This is a genomic window from Pseudogemmobacter sp. W21_MBD1_M6 (assembly GCF_052119585.1).
GTDB lineage: Bacteria > Pseudomonadota > Alphaproteobacteria > Rhodobacterales > Rhodobacteraceae > JBGQOJ01.
In genome coordinates, this window is the sequence record NZ_JBGQOJ010000003.1 from 18982 (window position 1) to 39980 (window position 20999).

20 protein-coding genes are annotated in these 20999 nt (G+C 61.9%); 11 read left to right on the forward strand and 9 right to left on the reverse strand.

Annotated elements, in window-relative coordinates; all coding sequences use genetic code 11:
* Nucleotides 1-61: 61 nt before the first annotated feature.
* From dctP to ACEN2R_RS05625, 5 genes are all read left to right on the forward strand, one after another.
* Nucleotides 62-1051, forward strand: a complete 990-nt coding sequence (dctP, locus tag ACEN2R_RS05605) for a TRAP transporter substrate-binding protein DctP (RefSeq protein WP_442040078.1) — start codon at nucleotides 62-64, stop codon at nucleotides 1049-1051.
* 75 nt (nucleotides 1052-1126) lie between these two features.
* Nucleotides 1127-1675, forward strand: a complete 549-nt coding sequence (locus ACEN2R_RS05610; RefSeq protein ID WP_442040080.1) for a TRAP transporter small permease — start codon at nucleotides 1127-1129, stop codon at nucleotides 1673-1675.
* On the forward strand, nucleotides 1675-2991 hold the full coding sequence (locus ACEN2R_RS05615) for a TRAP transporter large permease (protein WP_442040082.1): 1317 nt from the start codon (nucleotides 1675-1677) through the stop codon (nucleotides 2989-2991). The genes ACEN2R_RS05610 and ACEN2R_RS05615 overlap by 1 nt, the downstream gene beginning before the upstream one ends.
* Nucleotides 2988-4319 carry a malonyl-CoA decarboxylase gene (locus tag ACEN2R_RS05620; RefSeq protein ID WP_442040083.1) on the forward strand — a complete coding sequence of 444 codons (1332 nt, stop codon included), beginning with the start codon at nucleotides 2988-2990 and terminating at the stop codon, nucleotides 4317-4319. Before ACEN2R_RS05615 ends, ACEN2R_RS05620 begins: the two co-directional genes overlap by 4 nt.
* Nucleotides 4312-5826 carry a malonate--CoA ligase gene (locus ACEN2R_RS05625; RefSeq protein ID WP_442040085.1) on the forward strand — a complete coding sequence of 505 codons (1515 nt, stop codon included), beginning with the start codon at nucleotides 4312-4314 and terminating at the stop codon, nucleotides 5824-5826. Before ACEN2R_RS05620 ends, ACEN2R_RS05625 begins: the two co-directional genes overlap by 8 nt.
* On the opposite strand, the gene ACEN2R_RS05630 is transcribed toward ACEN2R_RS05625, so the two are convergent.
* Nucleotides 5816-6907: a Gfo/Idh/MocA family protein gene (locus ACEN2R_RS05630; RefSeq protein ID WP_442040087.1), complete on the reverse strand. Its 1092-nt coding sequence runs from the start codon at nucleotides 6905-6907 to the stop codon at nucleotides 5816-5818. The two genes, ACEN2R_RS05625 and ACEN2R_RS05630, sit on opposite strands and share 11 nt — an antisense overlap.
* 8 nt (nucleotides 6908-6915) lie before the next feature.
* Entirely contained in the window at nucleotides 6916-7617 is a 702-nt protein-coding gene (locus ACEN2R_RS05635) for a GntR family transcriptional regulator (protein ID WP_442040089.1), read from the reverse strand.
* A gap of 95 nt (nucleotides 7618-7712) precedes the next feature.
* Here ACEN2R_RS05635 and ACEN2R_RS05640 point away from each other — a divergent pair, with 95 nt between their 5' ends.
* The 6 genes from ACEN2R_RS05640 to ACEN2R_RS05665 are packed head-to-tail and all read left to right on the forward strand — an operon-like array spanning nucleotide 7713 to nucleotide 13374.
* Entirely contained in the window at nucleotides 7713-8870 is a 1158-nt protein-coding gene (locus tag ACEN2R_RS05640) for an LLM class flavin-dependent oxidoreductase (protein ID WP_442040091.1), read from the forward strand.
* On the forward strand, nucleotides 8870-9763 hold the full coding sequence (locus tag ACEN2R_RS05645) for an aldo/keto reductase (protein WP_442040093.1): 894 nt from the start codon (nucleotides 8870-8872) through the stop codon (nucleotides 9761-9763). The genes ACEN2R_RS05640 and ACEN2R_RS05645 overlap by 1 nt, the downstream gene beginning before the upstream one ends.
* A 23-nt stretch (nucleotides 9764-9786) precedes the next feature.
* On the forward strand, nucleotides 9787-10281 hold the full coding sequence (locus tag ACEN2R_RS05650; RefSeq protein ID WP_442040095.1) for a flavin reductase family protein: 495 nt from the start codon (nucleotides 9787-9789) through the stop codon (nucleotides 10279-10281).
* A gap of 56 nt (nucleotides 10282-10337) precedes the next feature.
* Nucleotides 10338-10997, forward strand: a complete 660-nt coding sequence (locus ACEN2R_RS05655; protein WP_442040097.1) for a TRAP transporter small permease — start codon at nucleotides 10338-10340, stop codon at nucleotides 10995-10997.
* Nucleotides 10997-12286 (forward strand): TRAP transporter large permease, encoded by a 1290-nt coding sequence (locus tag ACEN2R_RS05660; RefSeq protein WP_442040099.1) that lies wholly within the window; start codon nucleotides 10997-10999, stop codon nucleotides 12284-12286. The genes ACEN2R_RS05655 and ACEN2R_RS05660 overlap by 1 nt, the downstream gene beginning before the upstream one ends.
* 29 nt (nucleotides 12287-12315) lie before the next feature.
* Nucleotides 12316-13374 carry a TRAP transporter substrate-binding protein gene (locus ACEN2R_RS05665; RefSeq protein ID WP_442040101.1) on the forward strand — a complete coding sequence of 353 codons (1059 nt, stop codon included), beginning with the start codon at nucleotides 12316-12318 and terminating at the stop codon, nucleotides 13372-13374.
* A gap of 171 nt (nucleotides 13375-13545) precedes the next feature.
* On the opposite strand, the gene ACEN2R_RS05670 is transcribed toward ACEN2R_RS05665, so the two are convergent.
* From ACEN2R_RS05670 to ACEN2R_RS05700, 7 genes are all read right to left on the reverse strand, one after another.
* Nucleotides 13546-13761 carry a hypothetical protein gene (locus ACEN2R_RS05670; RefSeq protein ID WP_442040103.1) on the reverse strand — a complete coding sequence of 72 codons (216 nt, stop codon included), beginning with the start codon at nucleotides 13759-13761 and terminating at the stop codon, nucleotides 13546-13548.
* A 13-nt stretch (nucleotides 13762-13774) separates the two neighbouring features.
* On the reverse strand, nucleotides 13775-14428 hold the full coding sequence (gene scpB / locus ACEN2R_RS05675) for an SMC-Scp complex subunit ScpB (RefSeq protein ID WP_442040105.1): 654 nt from the start codon (nucleotides 14426-14428) through the stop codon (nucleotides 13775-13777).
* The gene (locus ACEN2R_RS05680; protein WP_442040107.1) at nucleotides 14421-15218 is read right to left on the reverse strand and encodes a segregation and condensation protein A; all 798 of its coding nucleotides are present in this window, start codon (nucleotides 15216-15218) and stop codon (nucleotides 14421-14423) included. Before ACEN2R_RS05680 ends, scpB begins: the two co-directional genes overlap by 8 nt.
* Nucleotides 15211-16221, reverse strand: coding sequence for a glycoside hydrolase family 3 N-terminal domain-containing protein (locus tag ACEN2R_RS05685; RefSeq protein ID WP_442040109.1), 1011 nt, complete (start codon nucleotides 16219-16221; stop codon nucleotides 15211-15213). Before ACEN2R_RS05685 ends, ACEN2R_RS05680 begins: the two co-directional genes overlap by 8 nt.
* Nucleotides 16222-17235 (reverse strand): SPOR domain-containing protein, encoded by a 1014-nt coding sequence (locus ACEN2R_RS05690; RefSeq protein WP_442040111.1) that lies wholly within the window; start codon nucleotides 17233-17235, stop codon nucleotides 16222-16224. It lies immediately after the preceding gene.
* A gap of 83 nt (nucleotides 17236-17318) precedes the next feature.
* Nucleotides 17319-19049: an arginine--tRNA ligase gene (gene argS / locus ACEN2R_RS05695; protein ID WP_442040113.1), complete on the reverse strand. Its 1731-nt coding sequence runs from the start codon at nucleotides 19047-19049 to the stop codon at nucleotides 17319-17321.
* 68 nt (nucleotides 19050-19117) lie between these two features.
* Nucleotides 19118-20998, reverse strand: coding sequence for a cation:proton antiporter (locus ACEN2R_RS05700; protein WP_442040115.1), 1881 nt, complete (start codon nucleotides 20996-20998; stop codon nucleotides 19118-19120).
* Nucleotide 20999 lies beyond the last annotated feature (1 nt).

Sequence of the window (20999 nt, forward strand, 5' to 3'; positions counted from 1 at the left end):
GTTATCGTAGCGTCACGCGGGCGGGAGACCTGCGTGACAGAATCTTTCAGGGAGGAAAGAAATGAAACGCACCATCATGACTGCCGTGTCGGCCATCGCGGTAACAGCCGCCTTTGCCGTATCGGCCTCTGCCACCGAACTGCGCCTGTCGCACCAGTGGTCCACCGGCGACGTCCGCCACAAGGTTGCACAAATGGTGGCCGACGATGTCGCCGCCGCAGGTGTTGACCTGAACATCACGATTTTCCCTTCGGCCTCGCTGTTCAAGGCAACCGAGCAATACAAGCCCCTGTCGCGCGGCCAGCTGGACATGACCGTTCTGCCCCTGTCCTATGCCGGTGGCCAGCAGCCCGCCTATAACCTGACGCTGATGCCCGGCCTGATCAAGAACCACGATCATGCCGCGCGCATGAACACGTCACCTTTCATGGCGAAGCTGGAAGAGATCATGGCCGGCGATGATGTCATGGTTCTGGTGCATGGCTATCTTGCGGGCGGCTTTGCCAGCACCAAGGGCTGCATCACCAAGCCTTCGGATGTCGCAGGTCTGAAAATCCGGGCCGCAGGCAAGGCGTTCGAGCAGATGCTGGCCGCAGCGGGGGCCTCTATCGCCTCTATGGCCTCCTCCGAGATCTATAACGCCATGCAGACCGGCGTTCTGGATGCGACCAACACGTCGTCCTCGTCGTTTGTGTCCTACCGCGTCTACGAGCAGGTTAAATGCTATACCCCTGCCAGCGATGTCGCACTGTGGTTCATGTATCAGCCGCTATTGGTGAACAAATCCACCTTTGACGGCCTGACTGCCGATCAGCAGGCCGCGTTGAAGACTGCTGGCGAAAAGGCACAGGCGTTCTATCTGACAGAAGCGAAACTGGAGGACGACGCCTCTGCCAAGGTCTTTGCCGATGCGGGCGTGGAAATCGCCAAGATGAGCCCGGAAGAGTTCACCATGTGGCAGGATCTGGCCAAGGAAAGCTCCTACAAGGCCTTCGTCGAAGACCTGCCAAACGGTCAGGAGCTTCTTGATCTGGCACTGGCCGTCGAATAAATCCGACAGCTTTGCGGGCCGCGCGTGACGTGGCCCGCACGTCCTGCATTTCACATTCATAAAAGGGCCAAGAGCATGTCCATTCAAAGCTCTGCCACCGCCTTGCGACCGGGAAACAACCCGTTTCTGAAGGCCGTTGCTGCAATTTCCACACTCTGCGGCTGGGCATCGGCCCTGATGATCGTGACTGCGGTTCTGATCACCTGCCAGATGATTTTCATCCGCTTTGTTCTGAACGGATCGACCATTTGGCAGACAGAGGCGGTGATCTATCTTGCCATCGCATCGACGCTTGTTGGCCTGCCCTTTGTGCAGTTGCTGCGGGGTCATGTGAATGTCGATCTGTTTCCGATGATGCTGAAGGGGCGCGCGCGGCGGGCCCTGGCGATAGGCACATCCGTGGTGGCGATCGGGATCATCGGGTTGATGTTCTGGTATGGCTATGACGTCTGGCACGAGGCCTATGCGCGCGGCTGGACATCGGAAACCGTCTGGGCCGTCCGCCTTTGGATCCCCTATCTGTCCATCCCTGTGGGCTTTGGCCTTTTGTTGCTGCAACTGATCGCCGATCTTGTGGCCCTGATCCTGAAAATCGATACGCCCTTTGGGTTGGAGGAAGCATAATGGACCCGCTTATTCTTGGGGCCCTTGTCGGCCTGTCCACCATCCTTGTTCTGTTTTCGGGCCTGTCGGTGGCCATGGGGCTGCTGGTCGTTGCCGGTTTCTTTTTGGTGGTTTTCGACGGCACCCGCAGCCTGGAGCTGATGCCGGAAATCCTGTTCGGTGACCTGAACAATTTCGCCCTGCTGTCGATCCCGATGTTCATCATCATGGGCGCCTCTATCGCCTCGACCCGTGCGGGCGCCGATCTTTACGAGGCGCTGGAGCGGTGGTTGACCCGTGTGCCCGGCGGGCTTGTCATCTCTAACCTCGGGGCCTGTGCGCTGTTCGCCGCGATGTCGGGGTCGTCCCCTGCCACCTGCGCCGCCATCGGCAAGATGGGCATCCCCGAGATGCGCAAACGCGGCTATCCCGACGGCGTCGCTGCGGGGTCTATCGCGGCGGGGGGCACCCTGGGCATCCTGATCCCGCCATCCGTCACGATGATCGTCTACGGCATCGCCACGGAAACCTCGATCGGCCGTCTGTTTCTGGCAGGTGTCATTCCGGGCCTGATGCTGGTCGGACTGTTCATGGCATGGGCGATCTATTCGACCTGGCGGTCCGGCGCGGGGGCGGTTCTGTCGCCCGTCACCTATTCCTGGGCAGAAAAATTCGAGATCCTGCCCCGCGTCATTCCCTTCCTTCTGATCATCGCAGGTGTGCTTTATGCCATGTATGGCGGCATCGCGACGCCATCTGAAACCGCTGCAGTGGGGGCCGTTCTGTGCGTTGTGATCGCCATGGTGATCTACCGCCTTTATAACCCGCGCAAGCTGTGGGTGATCCTGCGCGACAGCACCAAGGAATCGGTGATGATCCTGTTCATCATCGGCGCGGCGGGCGTGTTTTCCTATATGCTGTCGTCGCTTTCCATCACCCAAAGCATTGCGCAGTGGATCGGTACGCTGGACGTGAACCGCTGGGTGCTGATGGCCGTCATCAACGTGTTTCTGCTGGTCGCGGGGTTCTTTCTGCCCCCTGTTGCCGTGATCCTGATGGCCGCCCCCATCTTGTTGCCGATCATCACGATCGCGGGGTTTGACCCGATCTGGTTCGCGGTGATCCTGACCATCAACATGGAGGTGGGCCTGATCACTCCGCCCGTCGGTCTGAACCTTTATGTGATCAACGGCATCGCCCCTGACATTCCGCTGAAAACCATCCTGCTGGGGTCGATGCCCTTTGTGGTTTGCATGTTTGTGGCTATAATCCTGCTGTGCTTCTTTCCGGGCATCGCCACATGGCTGCCCGACTATGTGATGGGGGCTGCCCGATGACCCGGTTGACCGACCTTCTGTCCACCCTGTTCGAACGCCGCTACTTCAGCGAACCGACCAAGGGCCGCCGCCCGATAGAGGCGATGTGCCACGACCTGTTGACCAGCCGTGGCGATGTGTCGGGGATGCAGTTGGCCCGCATGATCCTTGACCGCTTCGAGGCGCTGGAGGATGCGGGACGGCTGGCGTTCTTTCAATTCCTGACCCGCGATATGGATGTCGATCCTGCGGCTGTGGCCCAAGCCGCGACAGAGTATGGCGCGGACCGCAACAAAGCGACCTACAGCGCCCTGTTGCGCATCGCCGAGGCCCCGCGACAGGAGCTGGCGCGCCGCCTGAACCAGGTGCCCGGCGCCACCGCGCGACTGGTGGCCATGCGCACGGATCTGTTGCGCTTTGCCAAAGACGACCCGGCCCTGCTGCGCACCGATCAGGATTTTCAGCACCTGTTTTCGTCCTGGTTCAATCGCGGGTTTCTGGTGCTGCGCCGGATCAACTGGGACACGCCCGCCAGCGTTTTGGAACGCATCATCGCCTACGAAGCCGTTCATGCGATCGACAGTTGGGACGACCTGCGCCGCCGCCTGCAACCCGAAGACCGCCGCTGCTATGCGTTCTTCCACCCAGCGATGCCCGACGATCCGCTGATTTTCGTCGAGGTCGCGCTTGCCAAGGGTATCCCCGGTTCCATTCAGGCCGTTCTGGCCGAGGAACGCGCGCCGGTGCGGGCCACGGATGCCGATACGGCGGTCTTCTACTCGATCTCGAATTGCCAGTCGGGGCTTGCCGGAATTTCCTTCGGCAACTCGCTGATCAAACAGGTGGTGGCCGATCTGTCGCGCGACCTGCCGCATCTGAAGACCTTTGTGACCCTGTCCCCTATTCCCGGCCTTGGCCGCTGGATGGACGGGCAGGACGACGAACGGATCACCGCCCTGCGCTATGCCGCACGTCAGGGCGATACGAAAAAACTGACCGCCGAGGCCGACCCGCTGCGCGCCATCGCCGCCCATTACCTGCTGGAGGCCAAGCGCGACAACGGCCTGCCCGCCGATCCCGTTGCGCGGTTCCATCTGAACAACGGCGCCCTTGTGCACGAGATTCACGCAATGGCCGATACATCCGCCAACGGGCTGAACGCATCCTGCGGCGCGATGGTGAATTACCTTTACGATTCTAACCGGATCGAGGAAAATCACGAGGATTTCGCATCGACCCGCAAGGTCGTTGCCAGCAAGCCGGTTCAGGCGCTGGCCCGCACCGCCCGGACGACAGGAATGACCGCCGCAAAGGCGGGCGACAAGACAAGGACACCAAGCAATGCCTAATGTGCTGTATGACGCGCTGTTCGGACGCCATTCCGGCAGTCAGGCCCCCTTTCTTCACCTGACGGATGGCAGCACGCTGACCTATGACGCCTTTCTGAAACTGGCGGGGCGCTTTGCCCATACCATCACCGACGAGGGCCTTGTTGCGGGCGACCGCCTTGCCGTGCAGATCGAAAAATCACCCGAGGCGCTGGCGATCTATGCCGCCTGCGTCCAGACCGGCGTGATCTTTTTGCCGTTGAACACCGGATATATGCCCGAAGAGGTGCAGTATTTCGTCGAGAATTCCGGTGCCAGACTGCTGATCTGTGACGTTCGCAATGCCGTCGGGCTGACCCCGATTGCGGCAAACGCAGGTGCCGGCCTGATGACGATGAACGCCGACGGTTCGGGCAGCTTTTCCGCCGTCGCCGTGACCAAGTCCGACCGTTTTGCCACGGTGGACCGCACCGGCGATGACCTTGCCGCGTTCCTCTATACCTCTGGCACCACGGGGCGGTCCAAGGGGGCGATGCTGACGCAGACCAACCTGTTGTCGAACGCGCAGACGCTGGTGGACTACTGGCGGTTCACATCCCGCGACGTGCTGCTGCATGCCTTGCCGATCTTCCACACGCACGGGCTGTTTGTGGCGACGAATGTCACCCTGCTGGCGGGCAGCGCGATGATCTTCCTGCCAAAATTCGACCCCGCCGTGATGATCGCGCAAATGCCTAAGGCCACGGTGATGATGGGTGTGCCGACGTTCTACACCCGCCTGCTGGACGATCCGGCGTTTACCAAAGAGCTGACCGCGCATATGCGCCTGTTCGTGTCGGGCAGTGCGCCACTTTTGTCCGAGACCCATGTGCAATTCGAGGACCGCACCGGCCACCGGATTCTGGAACGCTATGGCATGACCGAAACCAACATGAACACCTCTAACCCTTACGACGGCACGCGCCGCGCGGGCACGGTGGGCTTTCCCCTGCCCGGTGTCGAGTTGAAGGTCACGGACCCCGCCACCGGCGCCACCCTGCCGCAGGGCGAGATCGGCGTGATCGAGGTGCGTGGGCCGAATGTGTTCAAGGGCTACTGGCAGATGCCGGAAAAGACCCGCGAGGAACTGCGCGAGGACGGGTTCTTTATCACCGGCGATCTGGGGGTGATCGACGATCAGGGCTATGTGCAGATTGTCGGGCGCGGCAAGGATCTGATCATTTCGGGCGGCTACAACATCTACCCCAAAGAGGTGGAGCTGATGCTGGACGAGCAGGACTGCGTAATGGAAAGCGCGGTGATCGGCGTGCCGCATCCCGACTTTGGCGAAGGCGTGGTGGCGGTTCTGGTGCCATCGAGCGGCAAACAGATCGACACCGACGCGATCATGGCCGACATCAAGCCGCGCATCGCCCGTTTCAAGCAGCCAAAGCGCATTGTGGTGATGGACGAACTGCCCCGCAACACGATGGGCAAGGTCCAGAAAAACGTGCTGCGGGATATGTTCGCGGACAGCTTTACAACGTAACCGCCTGGCCCGTTTCGGCAGAGCGTTGCGCGGCAAGGCCCATGGCCACCGCGCGCGCGCCGTCCGCCAGCGTGACCTCTATCGGGCCTGTCCCGCGCACGACCTCTAGAAATTTGGCGTGCTGGTAATAGGTTGAGCCGTTGTGGTCGCCTGCCGCCAACAGCGCCGGATCGACGGGAATATCCAGAACGACCGGCCCCTTTGGGTCGCGCGGGCTGACGATCAGTTGCGGCACGGGGGCCGCGCCCAGATGCGCGGGCCAGAACCGCCCCGGCCCCGGCACCAGACATTCGATCTTGCCCTTTGGCCCGACCGCGCTGATCTCTTCCTGATAGCGCGCACCTTCGGCGAACATGCACAGTTCCAGCATCGCCCGTGCACCATTGGCAAAATCAACGATGACATAGCCATTGTCCCAGATGTCGGACACCTGCCCGTCATAGACCTCGTGCAGATGGTTCACCGACTGACCGGCAGAGGCCATGACGCGCACCGGTTCAGATGCAACCACCAGCGCCATCAGATCGAAGAAGTGACAGCATTTTTCCACCAGCGTTCCGCCGGACTGCGCGTTGAAGCGGTTCCAGTTTCCGACCTTTTGCAGAAAGGGAAAGCGATGCTCGCGGATGGTCAGCATCTTTACTCCACCCGTCGCCTGCTCTGCCTGCGCGATCAGGGCGGCCACGGGCGGCATATAGCGGTATTCCATTGCGACCCAGACCGGCGCCGGATACGCCCCGCGCAGCACGGCGACCCGCGCCACTTGACCGACAGAGATGTAAAGCGGCTTCTCCACAAGAACGGGCAGCGGCCGGGTGGCGGCGATCTGCTCCAGTTGCTCAAGATGCAGATGGTTCGGGCTGACGATCAGCAGGCAGTCAAGCGCGGGGTGCGCCAGAAGCGCCTCGACCGAAGTGACAAACGCGGCCTCTGGTGCAAGCGCCTTTGCGGCGGCCGCCATGGCGGCATCGGGTTCAAAGACCGCAGCGACCCGCGTATCTGGCAAAAGCGCTATATTGCGCAGATGTTCCTGCCCCATCATCCCGCAGCCGATGATGCCATAGTTAACTATTTTCGACATTTATTTCCCTATTTCAGGCGTGAAACGTAGACTGACTTGTTATTATCGAACCAAGTGCGTGAAAACTCTGCCCGCGCGTTGTCCTGATCCCAGCTGATCCTTTCGATATACCCACAGGGCGCGCCCGGGACTTGACCAAAGGTATCCGGTGCCCAGTCCGGCACCGTATTGATCCCGATGCGATCCTCGGCACGCGAGATCCACAGGCCAAGGCGGGTCCGGTAAAACAGATACAGCGATTCAGACAGATCGCGGATTTCGATCCGGTCGGAAAAGCGCCCGTCCAGCCAGATTTCCTCGACCGCGACGGGGATCTGGTTCAACCTGCGCAGACGGCGAATGCGGTGCCCTTCGGGCGAAGGCCCGAAATCGGGGAATGCGGCGGGTTTCGGCAACCGTTGAACGGACAGCGCATCCGCCGTGGGCAGGCCGCCGCCCTCGGGCAGCTCCAGCCGGAACAAGGCATAGACGCCCGAGTGCTCTGCGCTGTGGCGGACATAGTTGCCCGATCCCTGACGCCGTTCCAGCAGGCCCTTTTCGGTCATATCCGCCAGCGCCTTGCGCAGGGTTCCCACCGAAATTCCCAGCTCTCCCGCCATCTCGCGCTCCGGTGCCAGACGCTCGCCGTCCAGCAACCGGCCCGCCATGATCTCGCGGATCAACAGTTCTGCCGTCTGGATGTATCTGGGCAGCGCGTTCCGGTCGGACATGGAATTCCCGATGTTGACGAATTAATTGATACACTATTGATGCATATCAAAGCGGATGCTACGCAAGTGGAAAATCGAAACCGGAAGGAGATTCGATGTCTGTCGTGCCCGTTACGTCGCAAGACCTTGATGCGATAGAGGTTTCGTGGTTCGCCGCGCTCTGCTCCGACGATTATGAGTTCCTTGGCGTGCCCGACGGCGCCCTTAGATCATCGTGGGACCATTGCAGCACCATCGTGAAAGAGGCCGAATCGCAGGGGTTCCGCAACATCCTGTGCCCCTCGTCCTATCAGGTCGGGCAGGACACCCTGTCGTTCGTCGCCGGATGTGCGTCGGTCACCGACCGGATCAACATGCTGGCCGCCGTCCGCTGCGGCGAGATGCAGCCGATCATGCTGGCCCGCACATTGGCCACGCTGGACCACATGTTGAAGGGTCGCCTGACCATCAACATCATCAGTTCGGATTTCCCCGGTCAAGTCGAGGACAGCAAGTTCCGCTATCAACGGTCCCGCGAAGTGGTCGAGATATTGCGTCAGGCCTGGACGCAAGACGAGATCAACTACAGCGGGCAAGTTTATGATTTTAAAGGCATTACCACCGCTCCTGCAAAGCCGTATCAGCAGAACGGCGGCCCGCTTATGTATTTTGGCGGCTATTCCCCCGACGCGCTGGACCTTTGTGCAGAGCATTGCGATGTCTACCTGATGTGGCCCGAAACCAAGGACGAACTTGCGGGCCGGATGAAGGCAGTCCATGCCCGCGCCGAGGCTTATGGCCGCACGCTTGACTATGGTCTGCGCGTCCACATGATTGTGCGCGACACAGAGATCGAGGCCCGCGAATACGCCGAACATCTGGTCAGCAAACTGGACGACGAGGCAGGCCGCGCGATTCGTGAACGGGCGCTGGATGCCCGGTCTTTGGGCGTGTCGCATCAGGCAAAGAACCGCGACCTGGCGGATATGGACGGCTTTATCGAACCGCATCTGTGGACCGGCGTCGGTCGTGCGCGATCCGGTTGCGGTGCAGCCCTTGTCGGATCGACAGATCAGGTTATGTCCGAAATCGAGGCCTACCGAAAAATGGGCATCCGCGCGTTCATTTTTTCGGGTTATCCGCATCTGGACGAGTGCAAACACTTTGGCAGCCGCGTCTTGCCACATCTGAAAACCTGTTCCCTGCCAGAGGCTTACGGTCGGGTTCCAACCGAAACACCAATGACCCCGCTTGGGGCAGGAGAGCGTCGCTGATGCAACGACTGACCATCGCCGAAAACCTGACATTCAGCCGCATGATCTATGGCATGTGGCGCTTGGGCGATGACGCCGACCACTCCCCGCATCACGTGCAGACCAAGATCGAGGCCTGCCTTGCGCAGGGCATCACCACCTTCGATCAGGCGGATATCTACGGCGACTACGGCGCAGAGGCCATTCTGGGCCAGTGCCTGCGCCAGACACCTGCCCTGCGCGACCAGATGCAGATCGTCACCAAATGCGATATCGTGGCCCCCTGTGGCCGTTATGCCGACCGCCGTGTAAAATATTATGACACAAGCGCCGCGCATATCGGTGCCAGCATCGACGCCTCGTTGACCAATATGGCGATCGAACAGATCGACCTGCTTTTGATCCATCGCCCTGATCCGTTCATGGACCACCATGAAACCGGCGCCGCCCTTGACGCGGCAATTGCGGGCGGCAAAGTCCGCGCGGTGGGCGTGTCGAACTTCAAACTGCACGACTGGACGCTGCTGCAATCCGCTATGAAGGCCCCGCTGGTCACCAACCAGATCGAGGTAAGCCTGATGGCGCCTGCGCCCTTCACCAACGGCGACATCGCGTATTTGCAGGAACGCGGGGTCGCGCCGATGGCATGGTCTCCTTTGGGTGGCGGCGCGCTGTTCAGCCCTGAAAACAAAGACTTACGCTGGAAACTTAAATCTGTCGGACAGGCATTCGGCGTTGACGAGGCCGCTGTAGCAGTGGCCTGGCTACTGGCGCATCCCGCAAAGATCATGCCAGTGATGGGCACGAATAATCTGGACCGCATCCGGTGCATGGGCGATGCTTTCAAGGTTCAGATGGACCGCGAAACATGGTTCGAACTATACACCGGGGCATTGGGACACGAGGTGCCCTGATGGCCGACGGAGGAACAGGACCGATGCACCAATTCACCCCCGGCCCCGATACGGTCCGTGATTTCCGCGACGCTCTTGGCCGGTTTGCAACCGGGGTGACGGTTGTGACCACGGCCAGCGCAAAGGGGCCGATCGGCATCACCGCCAACAGCTTTGCCAGCGTGTCGCTGGACCCGCCGCTTGTGCTGTGGTCGCCTGCGCGCGCCTCCAGCCGGTTCCCGTATTTCGCCGGGGCAAAGCATTTCGCGGTCCATGTGATGGGTGCAGAGCAGGTCGATCTGTGCCAGCGGTTCGCGCGGAACGGGTTCGATTTCGACGGGCTGGACTGGACAGAAAACAAGGACGGCGTTCCGGTGATTGCGGGGTGCCTTGCGCGATTCGAATGCACGACGGTTGCGGGACATGATGGCGGGGATCACCTGATCGTGGTTGCCTCGGTTGTGCGGGCGGCCCTGCGCGAAGGCGCGCCGCTGGTGTTTGTCGGAGGGGGATACGGCAGCCTTGATCCTGCCGTTTAAGGCACTGAACGTAAAACAATAAGGCCCGAAAACGGGCCATTTCGGGAGGATGGAACATGGCGCTTTTGCTAGGGTTGCTTGCACCCTTTCAAATGTTCAACACCCATGTGTTGCGCCTGGGGCGCGGCATCGCGGTGGTCTGCATGGCGTTGATGGTCATCATCATCCTGACGCAGGTTTTCTTTCGCTATGTGCTGAACGACGCGCTGAACTGGCCGGACGAGGCGGCGCGGTTTCTGATGCTCTGGATGACCGGCCTGATCGCGCCCACCGCCTTTCGGCGCGGCGGGTTCGTGTCGATCGACATGGTCCTGCGGATGCTGCCGCGCACGGCAGGCGCGCTGGTGTCGCTGGCGCTGCTGTGCACCTCGCTTCTGGTGCTGATCGTGGCGACGCGGCTGGGCATGAACCACGTCAATTCGGGGTGCCTGTTTAACTCTGCCACGTTGCGCATCCCCTTCACGCTGCATCTGGCCTTTCCGCTGCCCTTTACCGATCTTTCGGCGACGATCTGCACCAAGGACGACTATGCCTTCAGCTTTGAATGGGGATGGACGCGGCTGAAACTGGCCCACATGTATGCCTCGATCTATGTGGGCATCATCCTGCTGGCGCTTGTGAATATCGAACTGATCCTGCGGGCTGTCATAACAGTGTCAGGTGGCGGTGACAGGTTGCCGGTGCTGTCCACAGAGATTCCGGCGGGGGCTGAATAATGCTGATCTGGTTCCTTCCCGTCTTTCTGGTGTTCCTGCTGATCGGCTTTCCCGTGGTTTTCGGCCTTGTCTTTGCGCCGGGGATTTTGTTGTACCTGAACGGCCAAGAGCGCGACATCGCCCTGCTTTACCGCAACGTCTATACCGGCATGGACAGCTTTCCGCTGATGGCGATCCCGTTCTTCATGCTGGCGGGCGAATTGATGAACCGCGGCGGCATCACCATGCGGTTGGTCGAGTTCAGCCAATCGCTGATGGGCCATCTGCGCGGCGGTCTGGCGCATGTAAATATCCTGTCGTCGATGCTGTTCGCGGGCCTGTCCGGCTCTGCCGTGGCCGACACATCGGCGCTGGGGTCGATGCTGATCCCCGCGATGGAGCGACAGGGCTACACCCGCCGTTTTGCCGCCGCGATCACCGCCGCCAGCTCGGTTATCGGGCCAATCATCCCACCGTCGGGCATCATGATCATCTACGCCTATGTCATGGGCGAAAGCGTGGCTGCCCTGTTCCTTGCGGGCATCGTGCCGGGTATTCTGGTGGGCGTAGGGCTGATGCTGATGGTCAAGGTCATGGCCGACAAATACGATTTCCCCGTCGCCAGCGCCAAGACCACATGGGGCGAACGCGGTCAGGCCAGCCTGCGTGCCTTCTTCCCGCTGCTGACGCCGGTGATCATCCTTGGCGGCATCCTTGGCGGGGTTTTCACCCCGACAGAGGCCGCAGCCGTCGCCGCCGCCTATGCGATGTTCATCGGCCTGTTTGTGCTGAAAACACTGAGACTGCGCGATATCCCCGACGTGCTGATGCGCGCGTCGATGACATCTGCGGTTGTGCTGTTGCTGGTGGGGGCGGCTATGGCGTTCAAAACCGTGGTCAGCCTCAGCCATGCGCCCGAACATCTGGCCGCCGCCATTCTGGGCATGTCCGACAATCCGCTGATCCTGTTGTTCCTGATCAATATCTTGTTGTTCATTGTCGGCATGTTTCTGGACGCAGGCCCCGCGATCATCATCCTCGGGCCGATCCTTGGCCCGATCTTCACCTCGCTGGGCGTAGACTCCGTGCATTTCGCCATCATCATGAGCGTAAACCTGACCGTCGGCCTTGCGACGCCGCCCATGGGGCTGGTGCTGTTCGTGGCCTCGTCCGTGTCCGGCGAAAGGGTCGAAACCATCGCCCGCGCCATCCTGCCATTTCTTGCGGTCGAGGTGTTCGTGATCTTCCTGATCACCTACATCCCCGCAATTTCCATGACGATCCCGCGCCTTGCGGGTTTTGTGAACTAACTGCAAACAGCAACCCCAGGGAGGTAGACATGCTGAGAACCACGATAAAGTCGCTGATGATGGCGACCATTCTGGCAGGGGCGCCAATGGCCGCCTTTGCGGCGGATTTCACCATCCGCGCCACGGCCAACTCGAACGAGAACGACGAGGATTACGACGGTCTGGTGGTGTTCAAGAACTACGTCGAGGCCGCATCGAACGGCGCGATCGCCGTCGAGATGTTCATCGGAACACAACTGTGTTCGACTGGGGCGGAATGCCTTCAGGGCGTCGCCGACGGCTCTATCGACGTCTATATCTCGACCTCGGGCGGCGCTGCGGGCATTTTCCCCTATATTCAGGTGCTTGACCTGCCCTACCTGATGTCCAGCGACCGCATCGCCGAAACCGTCCTGTCAGGCGATTTCACCCGCGAGTTGCGCAAGATGGCGCTGGCCGATTCCGGCGACAAGATCCGCCTGATGACCATCGGCAACACCGGCGGCTGGCGCAATTTCGTCAACACAAAGCGCCGCATCGTGTCCCCCGCCGATCTGGAAGGGCTGAAGATCCGCACCGTGGTTGCCGACCTGCCGCAAGAGTTGGTGAAATCCATGGGGGCCTCGCCGACGCCGATCCCCTGGCCAGAGCTGTTTACCTCGTTGCAGACCGGCGTGGTCGAGGGGTCGCAGAACGGGATCACCGACATCATGGGAATGAAATTCCCCGATGCGGGCTTGAAATACATGACGCTGGACGGCCATTCCTACATGGGGGCGCTGTGGTGGATGTCGAACGACAGGTTCCTGGCGATGCCGGAAGATCTGCGCAAAATCGTGAACGACGGGTTCTACGCGCTGCAACAGGCCACGTTCGCCTCGCCCAAGCGCAAGTCGATCCAGGCCTATGCCGATTTCGCAGCCGTCGGCGGTGATCTTTATGTGCCGTCCCCTGCCGAAAAGGCCGCGTTCAAAGAAGCCGCAGCACCGGTGTTCGACTGGTTCAAAGCCAACATAGACAAGGGCGATGTGGTCTTTACCGCGCTGACCGATGCCGTCGCCAAAGCCGAAGCCGCCGAGGCAGCCAACAGCGCATCCGATCTGAACTAGCCCCAAAGGGGGCGCGGGCCATGCGGCCTGCGCCCCCTACCCGCCCGTCTAATCCTGCGGCCTATGCGGTGGCCAGCCACTGGATCAGCCTGCCATTCTTCTCGGCAAAAATACTCCCGCGCGGAGCGCGAAACCCCGCCCCAGCGCGCAACGCACGACATTCGACCCGATCTAGAACTTTCCGATCCGGCGCGCCATTCTGGCCATCTGCCGCGCCCGTTTGGCCGCGTCTTTTCCCGCCTTGGCCTGTGTATGGTCGGCGGGCGTCATGGCCGCAGCAGTCTTGCCGCGCCGCGACGCGACCTCGATGCCCTTGTTCACGCCCGTATTGATCAGCTTGCGCGTAACAATATTGACGATCATGTTGATCAGCTTCGTCATATCCATGGTTCGGCTCCAATCAATCCTCGAACAGTTCGCTCTGCCCGCTTTCGTCGTCGTCGTCCTCTTCGCCACCGTCTTTCGCGGTCAGCACCGTTCCGGGGGGGGGGCGGTTTTCCAGTAGCCCCGCCGACCGCAGCTCTTTCAAACCGGGCAGATCGCGGGCGCTTTCCAAGCCGAAATGGTCAAGAAATTCTTGCGTGACCACAAAGGTCACCGGGCGCCCCGGCGACATCCGCCGCCGCCCGAACCTGATCCATTCCATCTCGATCAGCTGGTCGACCGTGCCGCGCGAAACGGAAACCCCGCGTATTTCCTCGATCTCGGCCCGTGTCACCGGTTGATGATAGGCAACAATCGCCAGCGTCTCGATCGCGGCACGGCTAAGTTTGCGCACCTCGACCGTTTCCTTCTGCATCAGAAACCCCAGATCGGGCGCGGTGCGGATGGCCCAGGCGTCGCCCACGCGCACCACCCGCACGCCGCGCCCCTCATAGCGTTTGCGCAAGTAGACCAATGCCTCTGCCGGATCGCATCCATGGGGCATGCGCCCTGCCAGATCGCGGACCGTCACAGGGTCCGCCGTGGCGAACAGGATCGCCTCGACCATGCGCTCCTGCTCGCCCATGGGCGGCGCCTCGAACAGGCTTTTCTCGGTCTCTTGCTCAACCATTCGCGGGGCCCGCTTTCTTTCTGATCTGGATCGGGGCAAAGGTCTCGCCCTGCCGCAATTCTATCTTGCCCGCCTTCGCCAGTTCCAGCGAGGCGGCAAACGTCGCCGCCGTGGCAGAGCGGCGCATCACGGGGTCCACCTGCCACCCCTCGGGCAGCCAGGTCGTCAGATCAGACCAGTCCCCCGCAAAGCCGATCAACCCGCGCATCCGTTCCAGCGCCTGTTCCATCGTGTAAACGCGGTCGCGGTCCAACACGAAGGGCCGGAAATCATCCTTGGTGCGGATCCGGGCATAGCCCTGCATCAGGTCCAGCAGCGTCGCGGTATAGCGCAGGGTGCGCAGGCGCATCACGTCCTCTGGCAGGCCGCGCGCATAGAAATCCCGCCCCAGATGATAGCGCCCCATCAACTGCGCCGCCGCCTCTCGCATCGCCGCCAGACGTTCCAGTTGGAATGCCAGATGGGCGGCCAGCTCTTCGCCGGACGGCCCCTCGTCGCGTGGATCGGGCGGCAACAGCAGGCGGGATTTCAGAAAGGCCAGCCAGGCCGCCATCACAAGATAATCGGCCGCCAATTCGATCCGCAGCGCCTTGGCCTGTTCAATAAAAGTCAGATATTGCCGCGCCAGATCCAGCACCGAGATTTTGCGCAGATCCACCTTCTGGGTACGCGACAGGGTCAAAAGCAGGTCAAGCGGGCCTTCGAACCCGTCGACATCGATGATCAGCGCCTCTGCGGCCAAACGTGCCTCGACCGAATGTGTGCTTTCTTCCCACAGGTCCTCAGCCATTGCCGCGCCCCTCCATCAGCGCCGCGAACTCTGCCGTCAGACCGGGGATATCGGCGGGCACGACATCAGAGCGCACCGCTATTGCCCGGGCCGCCCGCACCATCGCGCGATCGGCCATTCGCCCCGCCCCGCGTATGACCGACTGCATGTCGCCAAGATCGCCGTTGCAGTGCAGCACCACATCGCAACCCGCGCGGATCGCGGCCTCGGCGCGGTGGGCGACCGTGCCTGTCAGCGCCTCCATCGAGATGTCGTCTGTCATCAGAAGCCCGTCAAAGCCGATTTTCTTGCGGATAAGCTCGATCATGATCGGCGAAGTCGTCGCGGGGAAATCAGGATCAATGGCGTCATAGACCAGATGCGCCGTCATCCCCATCGGCAGGTCGTTCAGCGCCTTGAAGGCGGCAAAATCTTGCGCCTCCAGCGCGGCACGGTCCTCGGTCACGACAGGCAGGGCCTTGTGGCTGTCCAGCTGCGCGCGCCCGTGGCCCGGAATATGCTTCAGAACCGGAATAACGCCGCCCGCCAGCAGCCCGTCTGCCACGTCACGCGCGGCTTTGACAACGCCCTTCAGGGTCGTGCCATAGCATCTGTTTTTCAGAAAAGGATGGGTGTTGTCCCTGGCAATATCGGCCATCGGCGCGCAATTGCTGTCGATCCCCACCGCGCGCAATTCATCCGCGATCAGTCGATACCTGATCCACATGGCGCGGCGCGCGTCCACCTTGTTCAACGCTTGCATCTGGTCCAGCGGCGGCAGCCACCCCCGCCAATGGGGCGGGCCAAGGCGCTGCACGCGCCCGCCTTCCTGATCGACAAGGATCGGCGCGTCAAAGCCCACCGCATCGCGCAAAGCGTCGGTCAGGCGGCGGGTCTGGTCGGGGGTTTCGATGTTGCGGGCAAACAGGATGAACCCAAGCGGCTTCACCTCTTTGAAGAACGCGGCCTCGTCCTGCCCCAGACCGGAGCCGCTGCACCCCAGTATGGCGGCAGCGCGCACCATCTACCGCGTCACCACCGGAATGCAGGCGGCATTTTCCGCCAGCAAGGCAGAGCAGAACCGCCGCGCATCATTGATATCGTCAAAGCCCATGGCGCGCAGGCGGTAAAAGGTGCGCCCGCCGCTTTGGGCCTGCTGGATGACACGGGATTTGCCCCCCAGATAGTCGCCGAACCGGCCCGACAGGCGGTCCCATTCCGCGCGGGCGACCTCGGGGGTGTCAAACGCGCCAAGCTGGGCCAGACGGGTGCCCGCAGGGATGGCGTTTGCGTCAACCTCGGCGATCGCCGCATTGGCCGCGCCGGGGTCCGAGGATACCGCGACAGCGGCGGCAACAGCGCGGGCGGCCAGGTCGATATCGGGGCGGATTTTTGGGCGTGGCGACCGCACGACACCGCCAATGGCCATCGCGACAGCCGCCTCGATCGCATCGGGAACGCCAGCAACATCGGTGGTCCCGGCGGCCAGAGGCGCCTGCCCTTCGGCTATTTTCTCGGCCATGGCCAGGGCTGCGGCGACGGGATCGGCGGCCTCGGCATCGTCAAGCACCACGTCCTGCGCGGGGTCAAGCAGCGTCGGCTGCACGACCGCAGGCAGCGCCAGATCGGTTTCTGCCGCCTCTGCCATAGGGGTTGCCTCTGGCGCGGGGGCAGCACTGGTGGCGGTGCCGGGGGGTTGATCCTCGGCGGTCAAAAGAACCGGTCTGGGTGCCAGCGTCAAACGGTCCGCAGGTGTTTCTGCCGCACCTTCGGCCTGAACAGAATTCACCGCAAGCCCTTGATAATCCGCGGAAATGCCGCCAGGGCTTTCGGGTTGCACCCGTGTCGGACCTTCCAGTGCGCGCACGACAGGAACGCCGTTCACATCGCGCATCGCCAGCTTGTAGCCCCAAACGCCCAGCCCGATCACAAGCGCGATCGACAGAGCGGCACCTGCCAGATTAACCACTTTTGTCGTGCCCGCGCCCTTGGGTGGCTCGTTCGAATATGCGTAATCGCCCTGACTATAGTCTGCCATGTCTGCCTCGCTGCCCGTGTGCACGATACCCTCGCGCCGTAGGTCGTGTTATCTGCCTCACGACCGACCGGTAGCGCTTGTAATCAGCGCATTTCCTCGGCGGGTGCGACGCCAAGAATACCAAGACCTGAGGAAATAACAACGGCTACGGCCCGTATCAGCGCGATTTTACCCGCAGATGCCTCCGCATTGCCCTCTTGCAGGAACCGAAGTCCGGGATTGTCGTTGCCCTTGTTCCAAAGTCCGTGGAAATCGGACGCCAGTTCATACAGATAGAACGCGATCCGGTGCGGCTCGCTGGTGCGGGCGGCGATTTCCACCAGCCGTGGCCATTCGGCCAGTTTTCTGGCAACCTGATATTCGGCGTCGTCCTGAAGGGCGGGCGTATCCTGCCCCAGCACGTCCATGCCCGCCTCTGCCGCCTTGCGCAGCACGGAATTGACCCGCGCGTTGGCGTATTGAACGTAGAACACCGGGTTGTCCTTGGACTGTTCCAGCACTTTGGTGAAATCAAAGTCCAGCGGCGCATCGTTCTTGCGGGTCAGCATGACAAAACGGGTGACGTCCGGCCCGACCAGTTCGACCAGATCGCTGAGCGTGACGAAATTTCCGGCGCGTTTGGACATCTTGAACGGCTCGCCGTCCTTGAACAGGCGCACCAGTTGGCACAGCTTGATATCCAGCGAGACCTGACCGTCGGACAGCGCAGACACCGCCGCCTTCATCCGCTTGACATAGCCGCCATGATCCGCGCCGAACACGTCGATCAGCATGTCATAGCCACGCTGCACCTTGTCGTAATGATAGGCGATGTCGGGGGCGAAATAGGTCCAGCCGCCATCGGATTTCTGCACCGGACGGTCCACATCGTCGCCATGCGCGGTCGAGCGGAACAAGGTTTGCTCGCGCGGCTCCCAGTCCTCGGGGGTTTTGCCCTTGGGTGGTTCAAGAACGCCGCGATAGATCAGCCCCTTGGCGTCCAGCGCAGCCAGCGCCTCTTCGATCTTTCCGGTGCCATATAGCGATTTCTCACTGTAAAATACATCCATCTCGACCCCGAGGGACGCCAGATCGGACCGGATCATATGCATCATCGCATCGGTCGAGAAATCGCGCAGCTCTTCCAGCCATTCCTCTTCGGGCTTGCCGACCAGCGCATCGCCGTAAGCCTCGGCCAGCGCGTAGCCAACCGCGACAAGGTAATCGCCGGGATAGGTGCCATCGGGGAATTCCACCTGCTGGCCGCAGGCCTCGAGGTAGCGCAGATAGACAGAGCGAGCCAGAACATCGACCTGTGCGCCGCCATCGTTGATGTAATATTCGCGGGTCACGTCATAGCCGGCGTAGTCCAGCAGACTGGCCAGCGCATCGCCAAAGACCGCGCCACGGGTATGGCCCACATGCAGCGGGCCGGTCGGGTTGGCCGACACATATTCGACGTTGACCTTTTTGCCCTGCCCCATGGTCGACCGGCCAAATCCGGTTCCCCGCGTCAGCGCCGCAGTGACGATGCCGCCCCAGACGCCCTTGTCCAACCGCAGGTTCAGAAACCCCGGCCCCGCCACTTCCGCTGTGACGATGCGCCCGTCGGCGGTCAGCTTGGCGGCCAGCGCCTCGGCGATGGTGCGGGGGTTGGCCTTGGCGGGTTTCGCCAGAACCATCGCCGCATTCGTGGCCATGTCGCCATGCGCCGGATCGCGCGGAGGTTCCACCGTCACAGCGGCAAAATCCAGCCCCTCTGGCAGGACGCCTTCGGCGGTCAGGGCGATCAGGCTGTCAATGACAAGGCTACGGATATCGGCAAACAGGTTCATCGGGGGTCATCCTTCGGGTTCGCCTGCGGGTTTAGCAGACCAAACGGGCGGGTCAACGCCCCCCACGCCTACTTCTTTGCGTCTTTCCGGGCCTTTTCCTCTGCTTCGGCCTTTGCCTCGTCCTTTTGCGCCTTTGCCTTGGTGTCGTCGGAACCGGGGGGGCGCAGAAAAATCAGGCGTGCCCCCGCCGCCGGTTTGATCTCTTCGTCGGGGTCCACCATCCGCAGCTCTCCCGACGGGGAAATCCGCGCGAACAGAACCGCCTCGGCGTTGTCGGTGCGCCAATCGGCAAAGCTCAGCTCCTCTGTCAGGGGGGTCATGCGAAAGCTCCAGTTTCTGGCCAGAAGCGCGTTCAACTCGTCAAAAGTCTCGCCCTTGCCGAACTTTTTGCCGCCCAGTGTCGTGGGCAGCGCATGCCGCGCCTGATCGCCCTTGGTGCGGCCGATCTGGAACACCTGCGTGCGACCGAATTCCGGCGCAAGATCGGTGGTCACCAGCGTGTTGTAGGCGTCGTTGTCGGTTGCCGCGATAACCGTCGCATAGCTGACCAGTTCGACATTGTGCTCTGCCGCCTCGGACAGGATATCACCGTAATAGGTGGGGATGCCCGCCTCGCGTGCGGTGCGCAGCCGGTTGCGGTTCGGGTCGGTCATCAGAACGGGGATCTGCGCCGCGACAAGCGCTTCGGCAAAGGCGCGGCTGAACCGCGAGCCGCCCACCAGCAGAACGCCGGGGGATTCCGCCTCGGCCAACCCAAGAAATCTGGCGAAAGGCACAAGGGTAAAGCCGTGCAGCACCACGGTCACCGCCACCAGTGCAAAGGCCAGCGGCGTGAACAACGCCCCGTCCTCGATCCCCAGATCGACCAGACGGGTGCCGAACAGCCCCGCCACAGCCACCAGAACCACGCCGCGCGGGCCGGTCAGCGCGATCAATAGGCGCTCTTTCGCAGGGATGTCGGTGCCGATAAAAGCCACAGCCACGGTCAGCGGCCGCGCGACAAACACCACAGCCAGCACAAAGATGATCGCCCGCCAGTCAAGCCGCTCCAGCGCCGAAAAATCAAGCGAGGCCGCCAACAGGATAAACACCCCCGACACCAGCAACACCGTCGCATGTTCCTTGAACCGGCGCAGCTCCGCGTAGCTGGGCAAACCGGCATTGGCGATCACAATGCCCATGATCGTGACGGCCAAAAGGCCACTTTCATGCAAGACCGTGTCCGCCAGGGCGAAACAGGCCAGAAGCACGGCGAACAGCACCGGAACCTTCATGAATTCGGGGACATGGCCGCGTTTGAACGCCGCAGACAGCCCGAAGCCCGCAATCGCCCCCAGCGCCGTCGCGATGGCGACCCCGACCAGCAGATCAATCGCCGCATTGCCCAGCGTGGTCGCGGTATTCAGGATCAGGACCGCCTCGAAGGCCAGAACAGCCGCCAGCGCCCCGATGGGATCGTTGATGATCGCCTCCCATTGCAGCAACGCCGCCGGACGCCGCGACAGGCGCGCCGTGCGCAGCAAGGGCGCAATCACGGTGGGACCGGTGACAATCATGATCCCGCCCAGCACCGCCGAGGCCTCCCATCCCAGCCCGGCCCCATAATGCAGCGCCAGCGCCGAGGTCAGCCACCCCAACGGTGCGCCGATAACGACCAGCCGCATCACCCCCTTGGCCGCATCGCGCAGCGATTGGAAATTCAGGGTCAATCCGCCCTCGAACAGAATGATCGCGACGGCGATGCTGATCATCGGGCCGGTCAGGTCACCGATGTCGCGCGCCGGGTCCAATACCCCGGTGGCAGGCCCGACGATAACCCCGACCAGCAACATCAGCACGATGGCAGGCATGTTCAGCCGCCACGCCAGCCATTGGCTGCCGACCCCCAATGCGCCAATCAGCGAAAACGCCATAATCGGCGTCATCGCCCCGTCCAGAGCTATAGACATG

Excerpts from the sequence above, each read along its gene's own strand:
- dctP (WP_442040078.1), top strand. The coding sequence starts at position 62 with ATGAAACGCACCATCATGACTGCCGTGTCGGCCATCGCGGTAACAGCC.
- ACEN2R_RS05610 (WP_442040080.1), top strand. The coding sequence starts at position 1,127 with ATGTCCATTCAAAGCTCTGCCACCGCCTTGCGACCGGGAAACAACCCG.
- ACEN2R_RS05615 (WP_442040082.1), top strand. The coding sequence starts at position 1,675 with ATGGACCCGCTTATTCTTGGGGCCCTTGTCGGCCTGTCCACCATCCTT.
- ACEN2R_RS05620 (WP_442040083.1), top strand. The coding sequence starts at position 2,988 with ATGACCCGGTTGACCGACCTTCTGTCCACCCTGTTCGAACGCCGCTAC.
- ACEN2R_RS05625 (WP_442040085.1), top strand. The coding sequence starts at position 4,312 with ATGCCTAATGTGCTGTATGACGCGCTGTTCGGACGCCATTCCGGCAGT.
- ACEN2R_RS05630 (WP_442040087.1), bottom strand. The coding sequence starts at position 6,907 with ATGTCGAAAATAGTTAACTATGGCATCATCGGCTGCGGGATGATGGGG.
- ACEN2R_RS05635 (WP_442040089.1), bottom strand. The coding sequence starts at position 7,617 with ATGTCCGACCGGAACGCGCTGCCCAGATACATCCAGACGGCAGAACTG.
- ACEN2R_RS05640 (WP_442040091.1), top strand. The coding sequence starts at position 7,713 with ATGTCTGTCGTGCCCGTTACGTCGCAAGACCTTGATGCGATAGAGGTT.
- ACEN2R_RS05645 (WP_442040093.1), top strand. The coding sequence starts at position 8,870 with ATGCAACGACTGACCATCGCCGAAAACCTGACATTCAGCCGCATGATC.
- ACEN2R_RS05650 (WP_442040095.1), top strand. The coding sequence starts at position 9,787 with ATGCACCAATTCACCCCCGGCCCCGATACGGTCCGTGATTTCCGCGAC.
- ACEN2R_RS05655 (WP_442040097.1), top strand. The coding sequence starts at position 10,338 with ATGGCGCTTTTGCTAGGGTTGCTTGCACCCTTTCAAATGTTCAACACC.
- ACEN2R_RS05660 (WP_442040099.1), top strand. The coding sequence starts at position 10,997 with ATGCTGATCTGGTTCCTTCCCGTCTTTCTGGTGTTCCTGCTGATCGGC.
- ACEN2R_RS05665 (WP_442040101.1), top strand. The coding sequence starts at position 12,316 with ATGCTGAGAACCACGATAAAGTCGCTGATGATGGCGACCATTCTGGCA.
- ACEN2R_RS05670 (WP_442040103.1), bottom strand. The coding sequence starts at position 13,761 with ATGGATATGACGAAGCTGATCAACATGATCGTCAATATTGTTACGCGC.
- scpB (WP_442040105.1), bottom strand. The coding sequence starts at position 14,428 with ATGGTTGAGCAAGAGACCGAGAAAAGCCTGTTCGAGGCGCCGCCCATG.
- ACEN2R_RS05680 (WP_442040107.1), bottom strand. The coding sequence starts at position 15,218 with ATGGCTGAGGACCTGTGGGAAGAAAGCACACATTCGGTCGAGGCACGT.
- ACEN2R_RS05685 (WP_442040109.1), bottom strand. The coding sequence starts at position 16,221 with ATGGTGCGCGCTGCCGCCATACTGGGGTGCAGCGGCTCCGGTCTGGGG.
- ACEN2R_RS05690 (WP_442040111.1), bottom strand. The coding sequence starts at position 17,235 with ATGGCAGACTATAGTCAGGGCGATTACGCATATTCGAACGAGCCACCC.
- argS (WP_442040113.1), bottom strand. The coding sequence starts at position 19,049 with ATGAACCTGTTTGCCGATATCCGTAGCCTTGTCATTGACAGCCTGATC.
- ACEN2R_RS05700 (WP_442040115.1), bottom strand. The coding sequence starts at position 20,998 with ATGTCTATAGCTCTGGACGGGGCGATGACGCCGATTATGGCGTTTTCG.